The sequence below is a fragment of the Micromonospora sp. NPDC047521 genome (genome assembly GCF_055587305.1).
The window spans coordinates 169,174-185,249 of record NZ_JBVJGN010000003.1 but is presented as its reverse complement, the minus strand read 5'-3'; the positions used below and the strand labels follow the sequence as shown (position 1 = coordinate 185,249).

At 71.4% G+C, this 16,076-nt stretch carries 12 protein-coding genes; 3 read left to right on the top strand and 9 right to left on the bottom strand.

All coding sequences use genetic code 11. The annotated features are described in order from the left end of the window. The first annotated feature begins 26 nt into the window (after positions 1–26). Entirely contained in the window at positions 27–860 is an 834-nt protein-coding gene (locus tag ACZ6N8_RS08470) for an SDR family NAD(P)-dependent oxidoreductase (protein WP_466008585.1), read from the top strand. Positions 861–927: 67 nt separating this feature from the next. Here ACZ6N8_RS08470 and ACZ6N8_RS08465 read toward each other — a convergent pair whose 3' ends face one another. The 8 genes from ACZ6N8_RS08465 to ACZ6N8_RS08430 are packed head-to-tail and all read right to left on the bottom strand — an operon-like array spanning position 928 to position 11,585. Beyond that, positions 928–2,349, bottom strand: coding sequence for a S8 family serine peptidase (locus ACZ6N8_RS08465; protein WP_466008584.1), 1,422 nt, complete (start codon positions 2,347–2,349; stop codon positions 928–930). Positions 2,350–2,359: 10 nt separating this feature from the next. Next, positions 2,360–3,973, bottom strand: a complete 1,614-nt coding sequence (locus tag ACZ6N8_RS08460; RefSeq protein ID WP_466008583.1) for an RICIN domain-containing protein — start codon at positions 3,971–3,973, stop codon at positions 2,360–2,362. A gap of 42 nt (positions 3,974–4,015) precedes the next feature. After that, positions 4,016–4,660, bottom strand: coding sequence for a hypothetical protein (locus tag ACZ6N8_RS08455; protein WP_466008582.1), 645 nt, complete (start codon positions 4,658–4,660; stop codon positions 4,016–4,018). Further along, positions 4,657–5,349 carry a hypothetical protein gene (locus ACZ6N8_RS08450; protein WP_466008581.1) on the bottom strand — a complete coding sequence of 231 codons (693 nt, stop codon included), beginning with the start codon at positions 5,347–5,349 and terminating at the stop codon, positions 4,657–4,659. The genes ACZ6N8_RS08455 and ACZ6N8_RS08450 overlap by 4 nt, the downstream gene beginning before the upstream one ends. Continuing rightward, entirely contained in the window at positions 5,349–6,581 is a 1,233-nt protein-coding gene (locus ACZ6N8_RS08445) for a hypothetical protein (RefSeq protein WP_466008580.1), read from the bottom strand. Before ACZ6N8_RS08445 ends, ACZ6N8_RS08450 begins: the two co-directional genes overlap by 1 nt. Beyond that, on the bottom strand, positions 6,578–6,862 hold the full coding sequence (locus tag ACZ6N8_RS08440) for a hypothetical protein (RefSeq protein ID WP_387119494.1): 285 nt from the start codon (positions 6,860–6,862) through the stop codon (positions 6,578–6,580). The genes ACZ6N8_RS08445 and ACZ6N8_RS08440 overlap by 4 nt, the downstream gene beginning before the upstream one ends. Before the next feature lie 28 nt (positions 6,863–6,890). Beyond that, positions 6,891–11,270, bottom strand: a complete 4,380-nt coding sequence (locus tag ACZ6N8_RS08435; protein WP_466009146.1) for an FtsK/SpoIIIE domain-containing protein — start codon at positions 11,268–11,270, stop codon at positions 6,891–6,893. Positions 11,271–11,288: 18 nt separating this feature from the next. Continuing rightward, complete coding sequence (locus ACZ6N8_RS08430; protein ID WP_364362360.1) at positions 11,289–11,585, bottom strand: WXG100 family type VII secretion target; 297 nt, start codon at positions 11,583–11,585, stop codon at positions 11,289–11,291. A gap of 192 nt (positions 11,586–11,777) precedes the next feature. On the opposite strand from ACZ6N8_RS08430, the gene ACZ6N8_RS08425 reads away from it, so the two are divergent. Together ACZ6N8_RS08425 and ACZ6N8_RS08420 are read left to right on the top strand one after the other, a co-directional pair. Next, positions 11,778–12,539: a hypothetical protein gene (locus ACZ6N8_RS08425; RefSeq protein WP_466008579.1), complete on the top strand. Its 762-nt coding sequence runs from the start codon at positions 11,778–11,780 to the stop codon at positions 12,537–12,539. A 59-nt stretch (positions 12,540–12,598) separates the two neighbouring features. Continuing rightward, positions 12,599–13,144 (top strand): response regulator transcription factor, encoded by a 546-nt coding sequence (locus tag ACZ6N8_RS08420; RefSeq protein ID WP_466008577.1) that lies wholly within the window; start codon positions 12,599–12,601, stop codon positions 13,142–13,144. On the opposite strand, the gene ACZ6N8_RS08415 is transcribed toward ACZ6N8_RS08420, so the two are convergent. Beyond that, positions 13,141–15,942: an AfsR/SARP family transcriptional regulator gene (locus ACZ6N8_RS08415; RefSeq protein WP_466008575.1), complete on the bottom strand. Its 2,802-nt coding sequence runs from the start codon at positions 15,940–15,942 to the stop codon at positions 13,141–13,143. The genes ACZ6N8_RS08420 and ACZ6N8_RS08415 overlap by 4 nt on opposite strands. Between the last annotated feature and the right edge of the window lie 134 nt (positions 15,943–16,076).

Genomic DNA, 16,076 nt, shown 5'->3' with positions numbered 1-16,076 from the left:
TGCGTCCGCCGACGCATGGTCGAGTCATGAAGACATGGTTCATCACCGGCGCATCCCGCGGCTTCGGCCGCATCTGGGCCGAGGCCGCGCTCGCCCGCGGAGACAAGGTCGCCGCGACCGCACGCGACGGGAAAGCGCTACAGGATCTGACCGAGGCGTACGGAGACCGCGTTCTGCCGCTGACTCTCGATGTGACCGACCGCCCGGCCGTGTTCGACGCGGTGTCCCGGGCAGCGGAGACGTTCGGACGCCTGGACGTCGTCGTCAACAACGCAGGCTTCGGACTGTTCGGCATGGTCGAGGAGACGACCGAGGAGCAGGCCCGCGCGCAGTTGGAGACGAACTTCTTCGGCGCCCTCTGGGTGACCCAGGCCGTCCTGCCGGTGCTGCGCGCGCAGGGCGCCGGTCACATCCTCCAGGTCTCAAGCATCGGAGGGGTAGGCGCCTTCCCCACCCTCGGGCTGTACAACGCGTCGAAGTGGGCACTGGAGGGGCTCAGCGAGGCGCTGTCCGCCGAGCTCGCCCCACTCGGCCCGAAGGTGACGATCGTGGAGCCGGGACCGTACGGCACCGACTGGTCCGGCGACTCGGCGGTGCACACCGAGCCGATCGCGGCCTACGAGCCCGTACGGCAGGCACGCCGGGCCGGGGCGACCGCCCGCACACCCGACGATCCCGCGCTGACCGCCGGAGTCATCCTGCAACTTGTCGACACCGAGGAGCCGCCGCTGCGCCTGTTCCTCGGGCCGTACCCGTACCTTCTCGCCGAGACGTTGTACCGGGACCGGATCGCCACCTGGAACGACTGGCGCTGGCTGGCGGAGCAGGCAGCGCCGGGCCACGGGAACGACAAGGGCTGAGTACCTGTCGGTCCCGTGTTTCTCCGGCCGGGTGCCGAGACCGGCAGGCCCCGGCACCCGGTCGGAGCTACCGCCCGTTCACCCCGTCATGGCTGGCCTGACCGGCGGACGGAGGCTCCCAGAACGGGTCGTCGCCGTCGACGGTCATCCGGGCGCGGGCCGCCAGGGTCTGCCGGCGTGCCCTGCCCCGCGCCACGGCTCCGGCCAGCGCGCGGACCGGACGCGGCAGCAGGTACGCCAGGAGCAACAGGACGGCGAGGGCGGCCCCGACCAGGGACAACACCCGGCTCAGAGTCTCCATACCGCTGGTGGGTGTCGTGGCCGCGGCCTGCACCCCCACGCCGTCGGGGAGCGGCGTCGTGACCGCGGCGACCGGGCTGACCAGGCCCTCGGCGGCCGTGTCCCGCACCTGCCTGGTCACGTCGGAGGCGTGCAGCTTGGGGTGGGCCGAGCGAACGAGGGCGACGGTACCGGCCACGAACGCCGCGGCGTACTCGGCGCCGCTGCCGGAGCGACCGATGGTCGCCACGTCGATGCCGGGGGCCAGCAGGTCCACCGAGTCGCCGGGATAGGCCTCGACCGGTTGCCCGTCGGCTCCGACGCCGCCGACCCGGAGCAGGCCGTCCATCGCTGCGGTCCCGGCCGGCGGGCTCGCCGCCGGCACCACCACCACCACGTCCCGCCCGATCGCCTCGCTGACCGCGGCGCGGATCGCCGGGTCGGCGGCGTCGACGCCGGCGCCGATCAGGACGACCTGGGCGCCGGACGCGGCGGCGACGTCGATGGCGGTGGCCACGGTACGTGCCGAGACCCCCGCTTTGACAGGCACGATCCGCGCCTTCGGCGCCACCCCGAAGGTCTTGCCCTCGGCGCCGTCGTCGCCGGCGACGATTCCCGCCAGGGCGGTGCCGATGCCCGCGCAGCCGGTGTCACCGCGACCGGTGCCGGTGGCGATGTCGGCGCCTGTTGATACCCGGTTGGCCAGCTCGGGGGCGGTACCGTCCACACCGGAGGCGATCACCGCGACCGTGACTCCCGAGCCGTCCGCCTCGGGCCACGCCCGGCTCGGCGTCAGCAGCGCCTGCCCCCACCCGGCCGCGGCCGGGACGGTTGTCTCACGGCGGCAGGCCGGGGCGGCACTGCCGCCCGCCGAGGGTACGCCGTACTGCAACTCGGCACCCACCGCGTCCCACGGCAGGATCAGGTGCCAGCCGGCGCTCAGGCGGCTCGGGTCCACGACCCGGCGGCCGTCCGGCTGGACACGGCCCGCGTTGAGGGCGAGGATCTCGCCGGCCCGACCCGGGTCGCCCAGAAAGCGGGCAGAGATCTCCCAGAGGTTCTCCGGCGCACCCTGGTGGGAGGCGGCAACCGTGTAGTAGGACTGGTTCGCGGCGGTGCCCGGCGGCGGGGCCGCAGCGGCTCCGACAGCGGTCAGGCCGGTCAGCGCGGTCGACAGCAGGGCCGTCAACACGGCTCGGCGGAGCATCATCGTGGGCACCTCACCACTCCGACTTCTCGACGAGCGCCCACTCGTGGTCGTTGTTCGAGCTGCAGGCGAAGAGCGTCAGCGGGGCCGTGGGGTCGGCGTTGCCCTCGCTGGGGATGTCGAGGCACAGCTTGGAGGCCGTGTTGCGCAGCCAGTAGTACTGCCAACCGCCGGAGGTGACCTTCGGCTCCAGCCGGAAGTACTGGTTGTCGTTGTCGTAGCAGGCGGTCTCATGGACCGGGGTGTTCGACTCGACCTTCCCAATGCCCGGCGGGTCGAGGCAGAAGCCGTCGTCCTTGTTGCGGACCCAGTAGAGCTGGTAACCGTCCCGGTCGGTGCCCCGCAGCTCGAACGTCCACTCCTGGTTGTCGTCGCCGGTCTTCGCGCACGTGAACTGGCCCACCGGGCCGTCGCGCGTGCCCGCCCCGAAGTTGGGCAGGTCAACGCAGGTCTTGCGGCGGAGATTGACGATGAAGTACGGCCCGAAGCTGCCTCCCGCCCCGACGCCGTCGGCCGCCTTGACCGGCGGCTGGTTGTCCCGGGCGGGGGCCTTCGTACCCGTCGGACTCTTCGGCTTCGTGGTGGCCGACGGCGACGGCGTGGAACGGGCGGGAGTCCTTGGCGACTGCAGGCGCGTGTCCTTGGCGTACTCCGCCTGCGCCTTGGTCACGACCTCGGCGAACGCGGTGGCTCGCTCGCGGCCGCCGGTGAAGGCGGCCAGGGCCGCGGGGTACTGGCCGCCGGACTGCTCGACGAGCCTGCACATCGTCTGGCCGAGCGCGGGGATCGCCACCGACGGATCCCACGGGGTCCGTTTCGCGGCCGATTTCACGGTGGTCGTCCAGACCCCCGGGAGGAACTGCGCGATGCCCTGTTCACCGGCGGGGCCCAGCTTGTTCGGGTCGAAGCCGGACGTCGCCGAGATCTGCGCCGCGATCAGCGCGGGCGGCATCTCGGGGCAGACCCTTCCGGCGGCGGCGACAGCCTTCACGTACGCCTCGGGCACCGGGACCACCGAGCCACCGGCGGCCGTCGTTCCGGCCGTCGGGCCCGGTGACGCCGGGCCGCCGCCGAAGGCGGGCTGCAGGGCATACCAGCTGGCGTACCTGTCGACGGTGTCCACATGGTCACGAGCGCCGGCGGGGATGTCACCTGCCGCGACCACCTGGTCCATGCCGAGCCGGTGCGCCGCCAGCGCGACCCGCCACGGGTCCTGGTCGATCTTCAGGGCCCGGGCCTGGCCGACCAACTGGCACATGGCGTGCGCGAGGGCGGTGATGGCGGCCTCGCGGTCGGACGGTTCGGCACCGGGCCACGGCGCGTACTTCCGCCACTGCTCGGGGGTCAGGGCGGCGACTCCTGTCGCACCCCCCGCCCGCATGTCGTCCACCGGCTCGTCGCGGAAGTTCGAGGCGACCATGATCTGCCCGGCCAGCCGGGCCGGGGTGAGCGCCGGGCAGGAGGACGCCGCGCGTACGAGGATCCGCACGTCCGACGCGGTGACCCGGTTGCCCTCAAGCGGCTCGGCGGCGTTGGCCGCCCGTCGTGCCACGAAGGCGCCGACCCCGAGCAGGACGATCAGCGCCAGGGCCGAACCCAGGAACACCGGACGGCTCAGCTTCGGCATCCGGAACATCAGTAACGCTCTCTCTCCGTGGGGATCGGGGTGTCAGTCGGCCGGCAGGGCGGCGAGCAGCTCGTCCTCGGTGGGGACGGCGACCTCGTCGTTCCAGCGCAGGGTGCCGACGACCATGTCGAACAGCAGGACGATTGCCTGCACCGCTTCGGCCTCGACGTCACCGTCGGTCAGCACGGTGAAGGTCAGCACGCCCCAGACGCCGGGCGCGTCGGGGGCCGCCACGAAGTAGCTGACCCGGACCGATGGGGCCTTGCGGTTGAGTGCCTCACTGTCGATGATCTGGCGGATCCTGACGGCCGGGCAACCGTCGATCTCCAGGGCCGTCCCGTCGGGGCCGGCGTCGGCGAGAATCGAGTTCAGCACAGGCACCGGATCCTGCTGGTCCTCGCCGTCGTCGATGACCGACAGCAGAAGCGTGCCGGGCAGCCGCATGCCGCGCATCTCCTGCACGGGCAGCACCACCGCCCGGGCACCCTGCCGCTGGGCCTCGTCGGTGGCCTCGGTGAGATCCTTGCGCAGCATCCGCCGCCACGGCCCGGCCTTGTCCCGGGGCAGCGTGTCGGGCAGCGCCCGCTTGACGATCTCGTTGATGACGCGGTCCCGGACGCGGCTGAACTCGGGCGTGGTGGGGATGTGCGCCCAGCCGTCCGGGACGATGAGCTCGAAGTCGATCACGCCAGGCCGCCGGCGGGCACGAACCGCAACGGTGCCACGGCGTCCTGGGGCTGTGCACCGAACTGGGTGGCGATCAGGTGCATCACCGCTTCCACGCCGGCGCCGATCACCGCCACCTGCTCAAGATCGCTGACCCGGGTCGTGAGCAGTACGTCGATCTCCCGTTCCGGCCCTTCGAGACGCAGGGCGGCGTTGACCCGACCGTGCAGCCCCTCGGCCTCGTTGCGGGCAAGCGCCAGCACCCGGATGCCATCGCCGTGATCCGTGGACACGTACTCGACGTTCGGTGGCCGTACGTCGTCGGGCAGACCCTCGGCGCCGACCATGGACATCAGATATGCGGGATCGCCGGGTCCCGCCTCCCGGAACTCGGCCAGGACGAGCAGCGGAAGCCAGCGCACCCGGTCGTCGACGAAGCCGGCGCCCCAGATGAGGCGGCAGTTGGCGGGCAGGCCGTCGGCCCGCTCCAGCAGGTCTCGGGCCACCGCCGAGCCCACCGCGCCGGGGCTGAACGGGAACTCCTCGGCGGCATCGGCGGGCCAGGCCGCACGGGCTGCCTCCACCTGCTCGCTGACCCAGCCGTCGAGCAGTTCCGCCATGAATTCGGTCCAGGGGCCCCGGTCGGCCTCGTCGGACGGCACGAAGTCCCAGGCCCAGGAAACCTCGTTGGGCGTGGCGACAGGTGTCATCAGGCGCCCTCGACGGAGTGGTGCTCAGTTGCCTGCAGTCCCGCGATGAACAGACCCGCGGCTAGGGCGAACGCCTGGTTGACGCCGCCCCAGGTCGCGAATATCGACTGCAGGCCGGTGCCGTACCTGCCGAAGACGCCGCCGAAGAAGGGCAGGCCCTTCAGGAAACTCAGGTCCTTGATGGGGTTGATGCCGATGAAGGCGTTCCACCACGTCTTCATCAGGCCGGCGAACCCGTTACCGAACAGCTTGTTCACGGTGTTGCCCACGAAGTTGAAGAATCCGGGCTTGCCGGTGGCGATGGCGAGTGGCTTGGCGAAGTCGAACAGTTCGATGATCTGACCGCCGGGCCTCCAGTTCGCATTGAACCTGATGTTCGACATCGTCTTGATGAACTTGCTCACCGACTCGATCTGCTTGCCGAAGGCGCCGACGGCGGCTCCGAGCCCGGCGAACCCGAGCCCGAGCGCGCCGAGCACGACGGACAGCACACTGCCGTCGCCGCCGCCCAGCAACACGCTGTCGGCTATCAGTGTGACCGCCCCGGCGACCACGCCGGCGAGCGCGAGGGCGCCCACCCCCGGGATCAGGATGGCCAGCGCCGTCAGGATCATGGCGATGATCCCGAAGATCTTGCTGATCATCTTGAAGATGTTCATGACTCGCCAGTTGATCTTGTCGGTGAGACCGTCGTCGTAGTTCTTGCAGTTCACCGCGTCACCCAGTCGCTTGCCGGCCACCCCCAGCGCGTCGAGGGCGCCGGTCAGCCGGTTCTTCGCGGCGCTGATCTGCGCGTTCGCGTCGTCCTGCGCGCGCCGCTTGTCCTCGCCCTTCTGCTGCTCCTCCGGCGGGACACTGCCGTCGGCCCCCTTCTGCGGGTCGGGCATCGCGTTCGCCCGGCTCAACGAGGCGGTCGCGTCACCCTCGTCCCGCTCGGCCGCGTTCACCTCGGTGATCGCGCGATCGAGGTCCGGCTCGTACTTCTTGATCTCGGTGGCGACGTCGCGGTAGCGCACCCCGGCCTTGGTGAGACTCTCCGTGAGGGACTTGGCGTCGTCCTTGACCTCGTCGACCCACTTGCCCCGCAGGGCCTCCTCCCCGGCGTCGACGATCTTCTGCAGCTTGCTGACCGTGTCGTCGATCGTGTCGGAGATGAGCTGGTAACGCTTCTGCGCGGCCTCGATGTCGACCGGATCTGCCCTGCGGAGGGTCTCGAGGCGGCGGTCGCTCACTTGCCGCCATCCTCGAGGCTCTTCAGCATCTGCAGATCCGCGTCGGTCCAGGCCTGGTCGGCGCCCTCGATCCGCTCACGGAACTTCTTCATCGCCTCGACCATCTTGTCGCGGCTGCCGGTCCAGTTGTCGGCGAAGTCACCCATCGACAGGTTCGCGTTGTGCTGCCCCCACTGGCCCTTCCGCTCGTTCTGGAAGTCCAGCGCACCCTCGAACTGGCTGATCAGCTCGCTGAGGTCCCGAGCCAGATCGGCCAGTCCCTTCACCACGATGTCGGCCATCACACCACCGCTTCCACAGTCGTCGTGTTCACACGCCGGCCCCGGCCGCCGGCTCCAGGAGAGGAATCTGGACGGTCTGGAGTGTCCCGTCGCCCAGGTGCACCCGGGCGACCCCGGGCACCACCTTGTCGGCCAGTGCGGCACGGGTCAGCCGGACACCCACCAGGTCACCTGCACCCAGGGTGGGCGGGGAGAGCAGCGCGCCCCGCCGGTTCTTCTTGACCTCCACCTGCCAGCCGGAGAAGCCCATCGCCACCGAGGAGATCTCGCCGGCGATCACGACGGCCCGACGCCTGCCGGAAGCGGTGCGGACCAGTTGGCGCAGGTAGTCCCGGCACGGGACGTCACGCCACGCCTCGGCGTCGTCCACGAGCAGCGCGACCGCGTCGTCACCGCTGTCGAGCAGCGCGGAGAACTCCTCCTCGGCAGGGCTCTCCCCGGTCACGACGCCGCGAACTCCGGGACGGCCGACGAGATCGAGCAGCGGCGTCCGCATGGGGGCGCCGATGACGAGTTGAACGCCCGAGCGCAGCAGCGACTCGGCCATCACCCGGAGCGCGGTGCTGCGACCGGACCGGGACGGCCCGGCGATCAGGAACGTCGGTGCGTCGTCGAGCAGGTTCGTGCCGACCGGCGCCAACTCGTCGCCGCCGACACCTACCAACGCCCAGCCCTGCCTCGCGGTGCCGACGGACTCCCAGGCCTGCTCGAAGGTGAGCTGGGTGGGCATGACGGCGATCGTCGTCGGACGCCGCTCGCGGGGCACGTACGCCTCGCGCTCGGTCAGCCGCGTCGCCAGGCGGTGCATCGCGGCAACCTGCGCCGGACCACTCGGGTCGTTCGCCACCAGGCAGACCTGCACCTCGATCGCGGTGTGCGCCCGATAGCCGCGCCCCGCAGGCAGGTTCTCCGGCATCTTGCGCGGATTCAGCCCGGCAAGTGTGGCGTCACTGCGGTCGGAGAGCCGCAGCACCACCTTCTCCTCGCACAGCCCGGCCATCCGGCCGCTCAGCAGACTGTGGTCACCTGTCACGATCAGGTGCACGCCGGCGCTCGCGCCCTCGCGCATCAGGATGTGCACGAGGTCGGTCAGCGCACCGCTGTCGTGCTCGCTGAGGGTTCCCATGAACCCCTCCCAGCGGTCGAGCAACAGTAGGATGTGCGGCAGGCGCTCGGCGACCGGGGCGGCCGCCCGTTGCTCGGTCAGGTCGGCGAAGCCGCCCTGACCGAGGATCCTCTGCCGGCGCTGCACCTCCTCGTGCAGGCGGCGCAGCAGGCGGTCGGCCCGTTCCACATCCGTACGCTGCGCGACCGCTCCGCAGTGCGGGAACCGGGTGATCGGCAGAAGGGCGCCGTTGCCGCAGTCCAACCCGTACAGGTGCAGGTCGCCGACGCTCGCGGCGCTGGCCGCGGCACTGGCGATGGTCCGCAGTGCCTGCGACCGCCCCGACCGGGGAGCCCCCACGATGTGCAGATGGCCGAAGGTCGACAGGTCGATCGTCATCGGCGCCTGCTGCTGACTGCGCGGCAGGTCCTGCAGGGCCCAGGCGAACGACGGCTCACCGCGCTCGTCGCGCGGCGGCTCGTCGGGCAGGTCCACCACGGAGACCGTCGGCAGTGCCGGCAGCCAGGGACGGCGCTGCGCCGGCACGCCCAGCATGTCGTTGGTCTGCCGGATCGTCGACACAAGCACCGACAGGTCGGTGGCCTCGTCCACCTCGGCCGCGGCACGTGGCCGCTGCGGCGCGGGTCGTCCCAGGTCGAACCAGCCCACCTGGTGCAGGAACGGCGCGGCCACGGCCTCCGTCGCGTTCTGCCGTGGGCGCCGGCCACCGATCCGGCCCGTCTGGAACGGGATGAGCGAGCTGTGGCCGAGCCGGGCGTACGCGCGGCCGGGGTGCGCCGCGGAGATGCTCGCCGCCTCCCGGGCGTCGATCACGTCGGCGCTCTCCCCGGCATCGGTGACCCGCAACGCGACCCGCAGATTGGTGTTGGCCCGGATCTCGGCGGAGACCACGCCGTTGGGGCGCTGGGTGGCGAGGATCAGGTGGATGCCGAGCGACCGGCCACGCTGGGCGATGTTGACCAGGCCGGTGACGAAGTCCGGCAGCTCACGCGCCATCGAGGCGAACTCGTCGATGACGATCAGCAGTCGCGGGATCGGCTCCGGCACGGGCCGCCTGGTCGCGTAGTCGACGTAGTCCTCGAGGTCCTTGGCGCCGACCGCGGCGAGCAGGTGCTCCCGGTGGGTCAACTCCGCCCCGAGCGAGGTGAGGGCGCGCTCGACCAGGTGGGTGTCGAGGTCGGTGACCATGCCCACGGTGTGTGGGAGGTCGACACAGTCCTTGAACGCGGCCCCGCCCTTGTAGTCGACGAGTACGAAGTTCATCGCGTCCGGCCGGTTCGCCACGGCGAGCGAGGCCACCACCGTCTGCAGAAACTCCGACTTGCCGGAACCGGTGGTGCCCGCGACCAGCGCGTGCGGACCGTGCTGGACCAGGTCGAGCGCGAACGGCCCGTCGAGGCTGTAGCCGACGGTCGCCCGGGTGCTGCGCGGCGAGGCGTTCCACCGGGCGGCGATCGCGGCGACCGACGGGTCCTCCATCCCCATGATCTCGAGCAGACGTGCGGAGGACGGTAGCGCCGCGTCGCCGTGGCTGTCGCTGACGTCGCGGATCGGCGCCAGCCGCCGCGCGGTGGCCGGGAACCAGTCGTCGATCACCTCGTCGACCCGGATGCCATCGACCTGCGCGGCTCGTTGCCGGCGCAGCGTCGTGGGCAGGCCGTCACCGCCGGCCACCACTGTGGTGCACTCCTCCGGCAGGGTGCGCTCGTCGTTGTCGACGCAGATGAAGTAGACGCCAACGGCCGGGCCGCCGAGCAGGATGGAGACGACGCCGGGCAGGGCGCGCAGCCGCCGGGCGCCGTCCAGCACGACTACCACATCAGGGTCGGCGAACATCGCGCCCGACCCGACGTCGAGGCGGGCCTGCCGGCGGGCCTCGATCAGCTCGATCAGCTCGGCGATCCGGCGGGCGATGGTCTCGGTGTCCGTGCCGAGCAGGGTCAGGGTCTGCTGCCCCAGCAGGGGACGGGTGTGCGGCAGCCAGGCCGCCCACTCCCACAACGTGCCGCCGCCCGGGTCGGTGAGCACGTAGAGCTGAAGGTCGCGGGGGCTCTGCGCGACGGCCAACTGGCCGACCATCCACCGCGCCAGCCGGCGCGGCCACTCGCCCCGGCCGGCGACGCCCACCACGCCCGCCTGCACGACGGAGAACGAGACCGGTACGTCGTACAACTGCCTGTCGGTCTGACGGTCCTGGCCGGACTCCTCCACGGTGATCTTGCTGGGCAGGTCGGCGATGCCGACCCGGACCACCAGATGGTCCGGATCGGTGCGGCGCCGCTCCCACAGCCGGGCCCTCGGGCCGGTCGCGACGATCAGCAGTTCGGCCGGGTCGGGTGCGGCAACGCGGCGATCGTGGCGCTCCAGGATGAGCGCCTCGGCGATGTCCGCCTCGATGGCGGCGACACGCGCCGCGTGCTCGGCCACCTGCCTCCGGTGGCTGGTCCGGCCCTGGCGGCGTCCGGTCCACCAGTTGGCCATCACCATGATCGGCGACATCGCCGCGAACATCAGGTAGATCGGGTTCCGCAGCACCGTGGCCATGACGGCGCCGAACGCGGCGGGCAGCGCGGCGGCCAGCCACGGCAGAGCGTTGGGGATCGGTGCCTTGACCTCGGCCGGGATCTTGAACTTGTCCGGCCGGACCGGCGGGAGCAGCCGCGGCGGGCGGTTGTAGTCGAGGTACTCGCTCTCCGGGGACGGCTCGACGACCGCGTCCGGGCAGAGGACCGGATATGCCTCCAGCGTGGTGCCACCCACGGTCAGCTGTGCGGTCTCCCGCCACCGCACCTCGGCGCCTGGCAGTTCCTCCCGATCCAGCAGCAGGTCACCTTCGGCGCCGCGGACGTACACCTCGGCGTCGAAGGTGACCCGGACGACGGCGGCCACCGGGGGGACCCCGTCCAGGCGCACCGGGCAGCCCTCGACCGAGCCGATCCGGTGCTCACCCGGCCCGAGGGCCCAGACCCGGCCGGCGCCGGCACCTGTCACCGCCCGGATGGTGACCAGACCACCGGTCGGGACGTACGGGGCCGGCCCGGGCCCGCCGACCCACAGCACCGAACCGTCGTGCACGCCGCTGGCGGACAACGGAAGGTCGAGGTCGAGTGGCCCGTGGTCGAGATAAATCCGGCCGGATCCCGGGAGTTGACCGTGCGCGATGGAGGACGGGTCGAGACTGTCCAGCAGGTTCTTGACGATGTCCCGCACCGGGGTGGCGGGGTCGGCGTCCACGACCACGTCGGCCGACCACGCCTGCGGGGACGCCAGGGTGATCAGCATGCGCACGGCGTATCCCTGTTACTTGTTCAGCGAACCGGCGAGCTGGGTGTCCATGTCGCGCAGCGCCTCCACGGCCTTGTCCAGCCACTCGGAGAGCAGGTCGAGGTTCTGCATCAGCTCGTTCGCCGCGCTCACGAACTCGGTGTGCACCTCGTCGAACTTGGTGGACGCCTGGTCGGTCACGAAGCCGGAGGCGGTCAGGTTGTCCACGATCGACTTGCACTCGGTCAGCCGGGAGTCGATCTCGTTCTTGTTGTTGCGCATGCGGGTCGCGCTGTCTGACATCTCCGTGTAGGTGATGTTGAGATTCGCCATCGGGTCGTCCCTTCGAATGGTGCGAGCCCACGCAGCACGCCCGGCCCGCTTGGCATCGCGCATCAACGTAGGAAGGCCGCCCGTTCGCGGTCCAGACCGGAGTTCGCCCGCTGGGTCCGTGGGCCCAGGGTTTTCGTTGACAGCCGTCACCGCGCCACCGACGATGCCAGGGCCCGAGTGAAGGAGTGGACGATGAGCTGGCTGGGACGTTCCCCCGGTGACCTCCGCTCGCCCGAGTCGGGGGCCCACGAGCGGTCCGGCGCCTGGACCATCGACCGGGCGGTACGCGCCCTCGCCACCGGATGCGCCGACGGGCAGCGCCCTGTTCCGGCCGTCGGCGCCGTGGTCCTGGGCCCGGAGGCCGTGGTGTTGCGCCTGACCACCCCCGACGAGGCGCCGCCACCCGGCTGGACCACCGAGGACCACGGCCGCACCTGGCGGGCGTCCCTCGGGTGGCTGGCGACCGCGGCGCCGGTGAACGACCGACTCGCGGACCCGTTCCCGCTGCTCGTCTCACTCGGCGTGACCGACGGCGGGCGACTGCTGCTCAACCTCGCAGAGGCGGACGGGATCATCAGCGTGGGCGGCGACCTCGGGCTGGCCCGAGGCCTGGTCCGGTCGTGGTCCCGGCGGCTCACCACCAGCCCGTGGTCGACCGGTTCGCGGGTGATCAGGGTCGGATTCGAGCCCGACCACGACTTCACCGGGCTGGACGTGTCGCGGCTGGTCGAGGCCGGACAGGCGTTGAACGACCCGCAGGGCGGCGTCCTGGTGTTCGCCGACCCGCCAGCGGGCCGCGACGTCTACCAGGTCGACCGGCTGCTGGCCGAACCGGTGCGACGCTGGTCCGTGGTGGCCGTCGGTATGGATGGTGCGACCTGGCGATTCACGGTCGGGATGGACGGCACCATCGACACCGGCCTCCTGGCGGAGCAGGTGCGCCTGCGCCCGTAGCGGGCCGTGTGAAGCGAACGTGAAGGCGTCGTGAAGCCGGCGACAGCAGACTGGTTGCCATGATCACGGTTCCCGCGCAGCCGGGGGCGGCCGGTGCCCGGGTGCGCGTCGCGATCTCCAGCCCGGAGATCCTTGCCCACATCCGCCACGAATTCGCCAGCAAGGGCCTGGACGCGCACATCGACGGCCTGCCCTCGGTAGACGTCGTCGTCACCCCCAGGGGCGACGCCACACCGGCGACGGGTGCGCTCGCCGGTGCCCTGAACGAGCTGGCCGGGCCGCACACCAGGCAACGGGAGCCGGCCACGGCCCGCTACCGGTTGGGGCTGGTCCCGCGCGTCCGCCGTCCGTCCCCCACGCGCGGTGGCAACCGCGCGCCGGCCGGTGGGGCGTCGTGCACGCACGGGCACCCGTCACTGTCACGGCGCGAGGCCGAGGTGATGGACTCGATCAGCAGGGGGATGCGCAACGCCGACATCGCCGCGCTGCTGCGGATCCGGGAAAAGACTGTGAAGAACCACGTGAACCGCATCTTCACCAAACTTGGCGCCCGCACCCGCATCGAGGCCGTGCTGATCTGGCAGCGCGAGCGGGTGGCCAGCTAGACCTCCAGAGCCGCCAGGAAGGCCCGCACCTCGACCGCCTCCTCGGCGTGCAACTGCTCCAGCGGGGCGAGGGCCCGGCGAGCGAGGTCAGCGACGACCTCTGCCCGTACGCCGTGCTCCGCGACGCCGCCGCGTGCGCTCGCCCGGGCGAGCCCGAACAGCGCGAGGCCCTCGTGGTAGAGGTCCCCGACGTCCCTGCTGATCCGCAGTGCCTCGCCGAACGACTCCTCGGCCGCCCCCTGCCGTCCGAGACCGTGCTGCGCCAGTCCGATGTTGATGAGCAGGTTGGCCTCGAGGATCCGGCTCCGCGACCGGCGGGCGTACTCCAGACCGGGCAGCCCGTCGCGCATCGCCTCCTCCCACCGGCCCGTCTCCGCGTTCAGTTCACAGAGGACGTCGTGCGTGGCCGCGAGGTAGTAGTCGATCCCCTCCCGACGCGCGAGCGCCAACGCCTCGCGGGCCGGGCCACGGGCCGCCTCGTACTCCTTCGCCTCGCGCATCGTCGACGCCAGGTTGCCGAGCAGGCTGATCCGGTACCGCCAGTCGTCCGGGTGGTCGAGCAGTTCCAGGCCGCGGTTGAGCTGCCGTACCGCGATCTCGTTCTGCCCGAGCCGGGAGTACGCGACGCCGCGATGGTTGAACAGGATCGCGCGGGCGACGTGGTTGCCGGCCGCCTCGGCGGAACGCATCGCCACGCGCAGCAGTTCCAGCCACTCCAACGGCTGGCCGGCCACGTAGAAGTAGTCGAACACCAGGCAGGCCAGGTGCCAGGCCGCCCCGTGCTGCCCCTCACGCTGGGCCGCGCGCACGAGCGCCACGATGTTCGGCCGCTCCGCCTCGCACCACCGCAGGCAGTCCTGCTGCCCGTGGAACACGACAGGCGGGACGTCGCTGTGCGGCGGCTCGACCGGCGTGCCGCGTAGGAACATCCCGTTGCCACTCCACCCCGACAGCGTCACGCGGTACCAGGACAGGACCCGCGACAGGGCTTCGCGCCGCTCGCCCGGCTCGAGGTCACCGGACAGCTCGGCGGCGTACACCCGGGTGAGGTCGTGCAGTGTGAACCTGTCGTTCTCCTGCTCCAGGAGGCAGAGCGCGCTGAGCTTGCCGAGCAGGATCTCGGCCCGCTCGACCGGGACGCCGAACAGCGCCGAGGCGATGTACCGGGTCACGCTCGCACCGGGGAAGACACCGAGGAGCCGGAAGGCCCAGGCCGCGTCGTCGCTGAGCGCGGCGAACGACCAGGACAGCACACCGCGTACGGAGCAGAGTGGGTCGTCGTCCAGTTGCAGCCCGTCCAGCCGTTGCCGGACGTCCTCCAGTTGGCCGACGAGGTCGCCGATGCGGGTGCCCCTGGTCGACACCACCCGCTCGGCCGCGATCTGCAGGGCGAACGGCGACCTGTCGCACAGCGCCATGAGCCGGTGGGCGGATTCCGGCTCGGCCCGTACCCGGTCCTCCCCGATCGCGGTGGTGAGCAGGCTCAGTGACTCCTGGTCGTTGAGCGCTCCGAGTTGGATGCGGCGCGCGGCATGGCGGACGACCAGTCTGGAGAGGCGGTTGCGGCTCGTCACGATGACGAAGCAGGTGGTGCCGCCGGGCAGCAGGTCCTCGATCTGGTCGTCCGACTTGGCGTTGTCGAGGACCAGCAGCATGCGTTTGTCGGCGACGAGGCTGCGCCACAGCACGATGCGGTCCTCCCGTCCGCTCGGGATGTGGCGGGCGCCGACCGAGGTGAGCAACTGGTGCAGGGCGGCGTCGGGCGTGAGGGCGGCGTGCGACGGGTCGAACCCGCGCAGGTTGAGGTAGATCTGCCCGTCCGGGTACTGGTCGCGCAGCAGATGCCCGGCGCGTACCGCGAGCGCGGTCTTGCCGATGCCGCCGACGCCCACGATCCCGACGATCCGCCTCCGTGGTTCGGTCACCCCGCCGGCGCACTGCATCACGGTGAGCAGCTCGGCGGTCCGTCCCACGAAGGCATCGTTGTCGGACGGCAGCTGGGCGGGCCGGACGGGTTCCCCGGGCGGCGGTGTCCCGGGCGGCGGGTCCCCGGCTCTGCGACGTTCGTCGGCCAGGATCTCGGCGTAGACCTCCTGGATGGCAAGTGACGGGCTGATGCCCAGCTCGGCGGCGAGCCCGCTACGCAGATTCTCGTACTGGGCCAGGGCGTCGGCGGTCCGTCCGCTGCCGTGGAGCGCTCTCATGAGGACAGTGCGGAGCCGCTCGTCGAATGGATGGGCCGGAACCTCCAGCAGCAGCCGGCTGATCACATCCGGGAGCCCACGAGGACCGGTAATCTCGGCGTACTCGATGAGAAGTTGCAGCCGCAGCTCGGCGAACCGGTCGCGGGCGAGCGCGACGAAGGGGCCGGGCACCCCTGTGCAGAGTGTGCCGACGGTCCACGTCTCCAGGGCGCGCTCGTACGCGGCAGGAGCGTTCGGGGTGCCGCGGGCCGCCCGCGCCCGATCCGCCAGATCCTTGGCCCGGATGGCGTCGAACATCGTTCGGTCGAGTCGCAGGCAGTAACCGGCACGGTCACTGACCAGGGCGTCCTTCGCCGGCCCGAGCGCACGGCGGAGCCCTGAGACATAGGTGTGCAGACTCCCGGCCGCGGTAGCGGGAGCCGTCTCACCCCAGACCCGCTCGATGAGTTCCCCACGGGAGACGGTGGTGCCCGCGCAGAGGGCGAGCACGGCGAACGCGGCACGCTGCTTGGGCGGACCGATCTCGATCTCTTCGCCGTCGACGTAGGCGCGGAGCGGCCCGATTCCCTGGACCCGCAACCTGCCGTCACTCAATGCGACCCCGTCCCGCCAGGGTCCGCCATCGTCGTCGTCGCTGCCAAGAGGCACTCCTCGCGGTCAACACCCCCGACCGATCCCCGACCCGACACCCCCGTCGGTACGGGACGAACCGGGCGGCAGTAACGATA

Excerpts from the sequence above, each read along its gene's own strand:
- ACZ6N8_RS08470 (WP_466008585.1), top strand. The coding sequence starts at position 27 with ATGAAGACATGGTTCATCACCGGCGCATCCCGCGGCTTCGGCCGCATC.
- ACZ6N8_RS08465 (WP_466008584.1), bottom strand. The coding sequence starts at position 2,349 with ATGATGCTCCGCCGAGCCGTGTTGACGGCCCTGCTGTCGACCGCGCTG.
- ACZ6N8_RS08460 (WP_466008583.1), bottom strand. The coding sequence starts at position 3,973 with ATGCCGAAGCTGAGCCGTCCGGTGTTCCTGGGTTCGGCCCTGGCGCTG.
- ACZ6N8_RS08450 (WP_466008581.1), bottom strand. The coding sequence starts at position 5,349 with ATGACACCTGTCGCCACGCCCAACGAGGTTTCCTGGGCCTGGGACTTC.
- ACZ6N8_RS08440 (WP_387119494.1), bottom strand. The coding sequence starts at position 6,862 with ATGGCCGACATCGTGGTGAAGGGACTGGCCGATCTGGCTCGGGACCTC.
- ACZ6N8_RS08435 (WP_466009146.1), bottom strand. The coding sequence starts at position 11,270 with ATGCTGATCACCCTGGCGTCCCCGCAGGCGTGGTCGGCCGACGTGGTC.
- ACZ6N8_RS08430 (WP_364362360.1), bottom strand. The coding sequence starts at position 11,585 with ATGGCGAATCTCAACATCACCTACACGGAGATGTCAGACAGCGCGACC.
- ACZ6N8_RS08425 (WP_466008579.1), top strand. The coding sequence starts at position 11,778 with ATGAGCTGGCTGGGACGTTCCCCCGGTGACCTCCGCTCGCCCGAGTCG.
- ACZ6N8_RS08420 (WP_466008577.1), top strand. The coding sequence starts at position 12,599 with ATGATCACGGTTCCCGCGCAGCCGGGGGCGGCCGGTGCCCGGGTGCGC.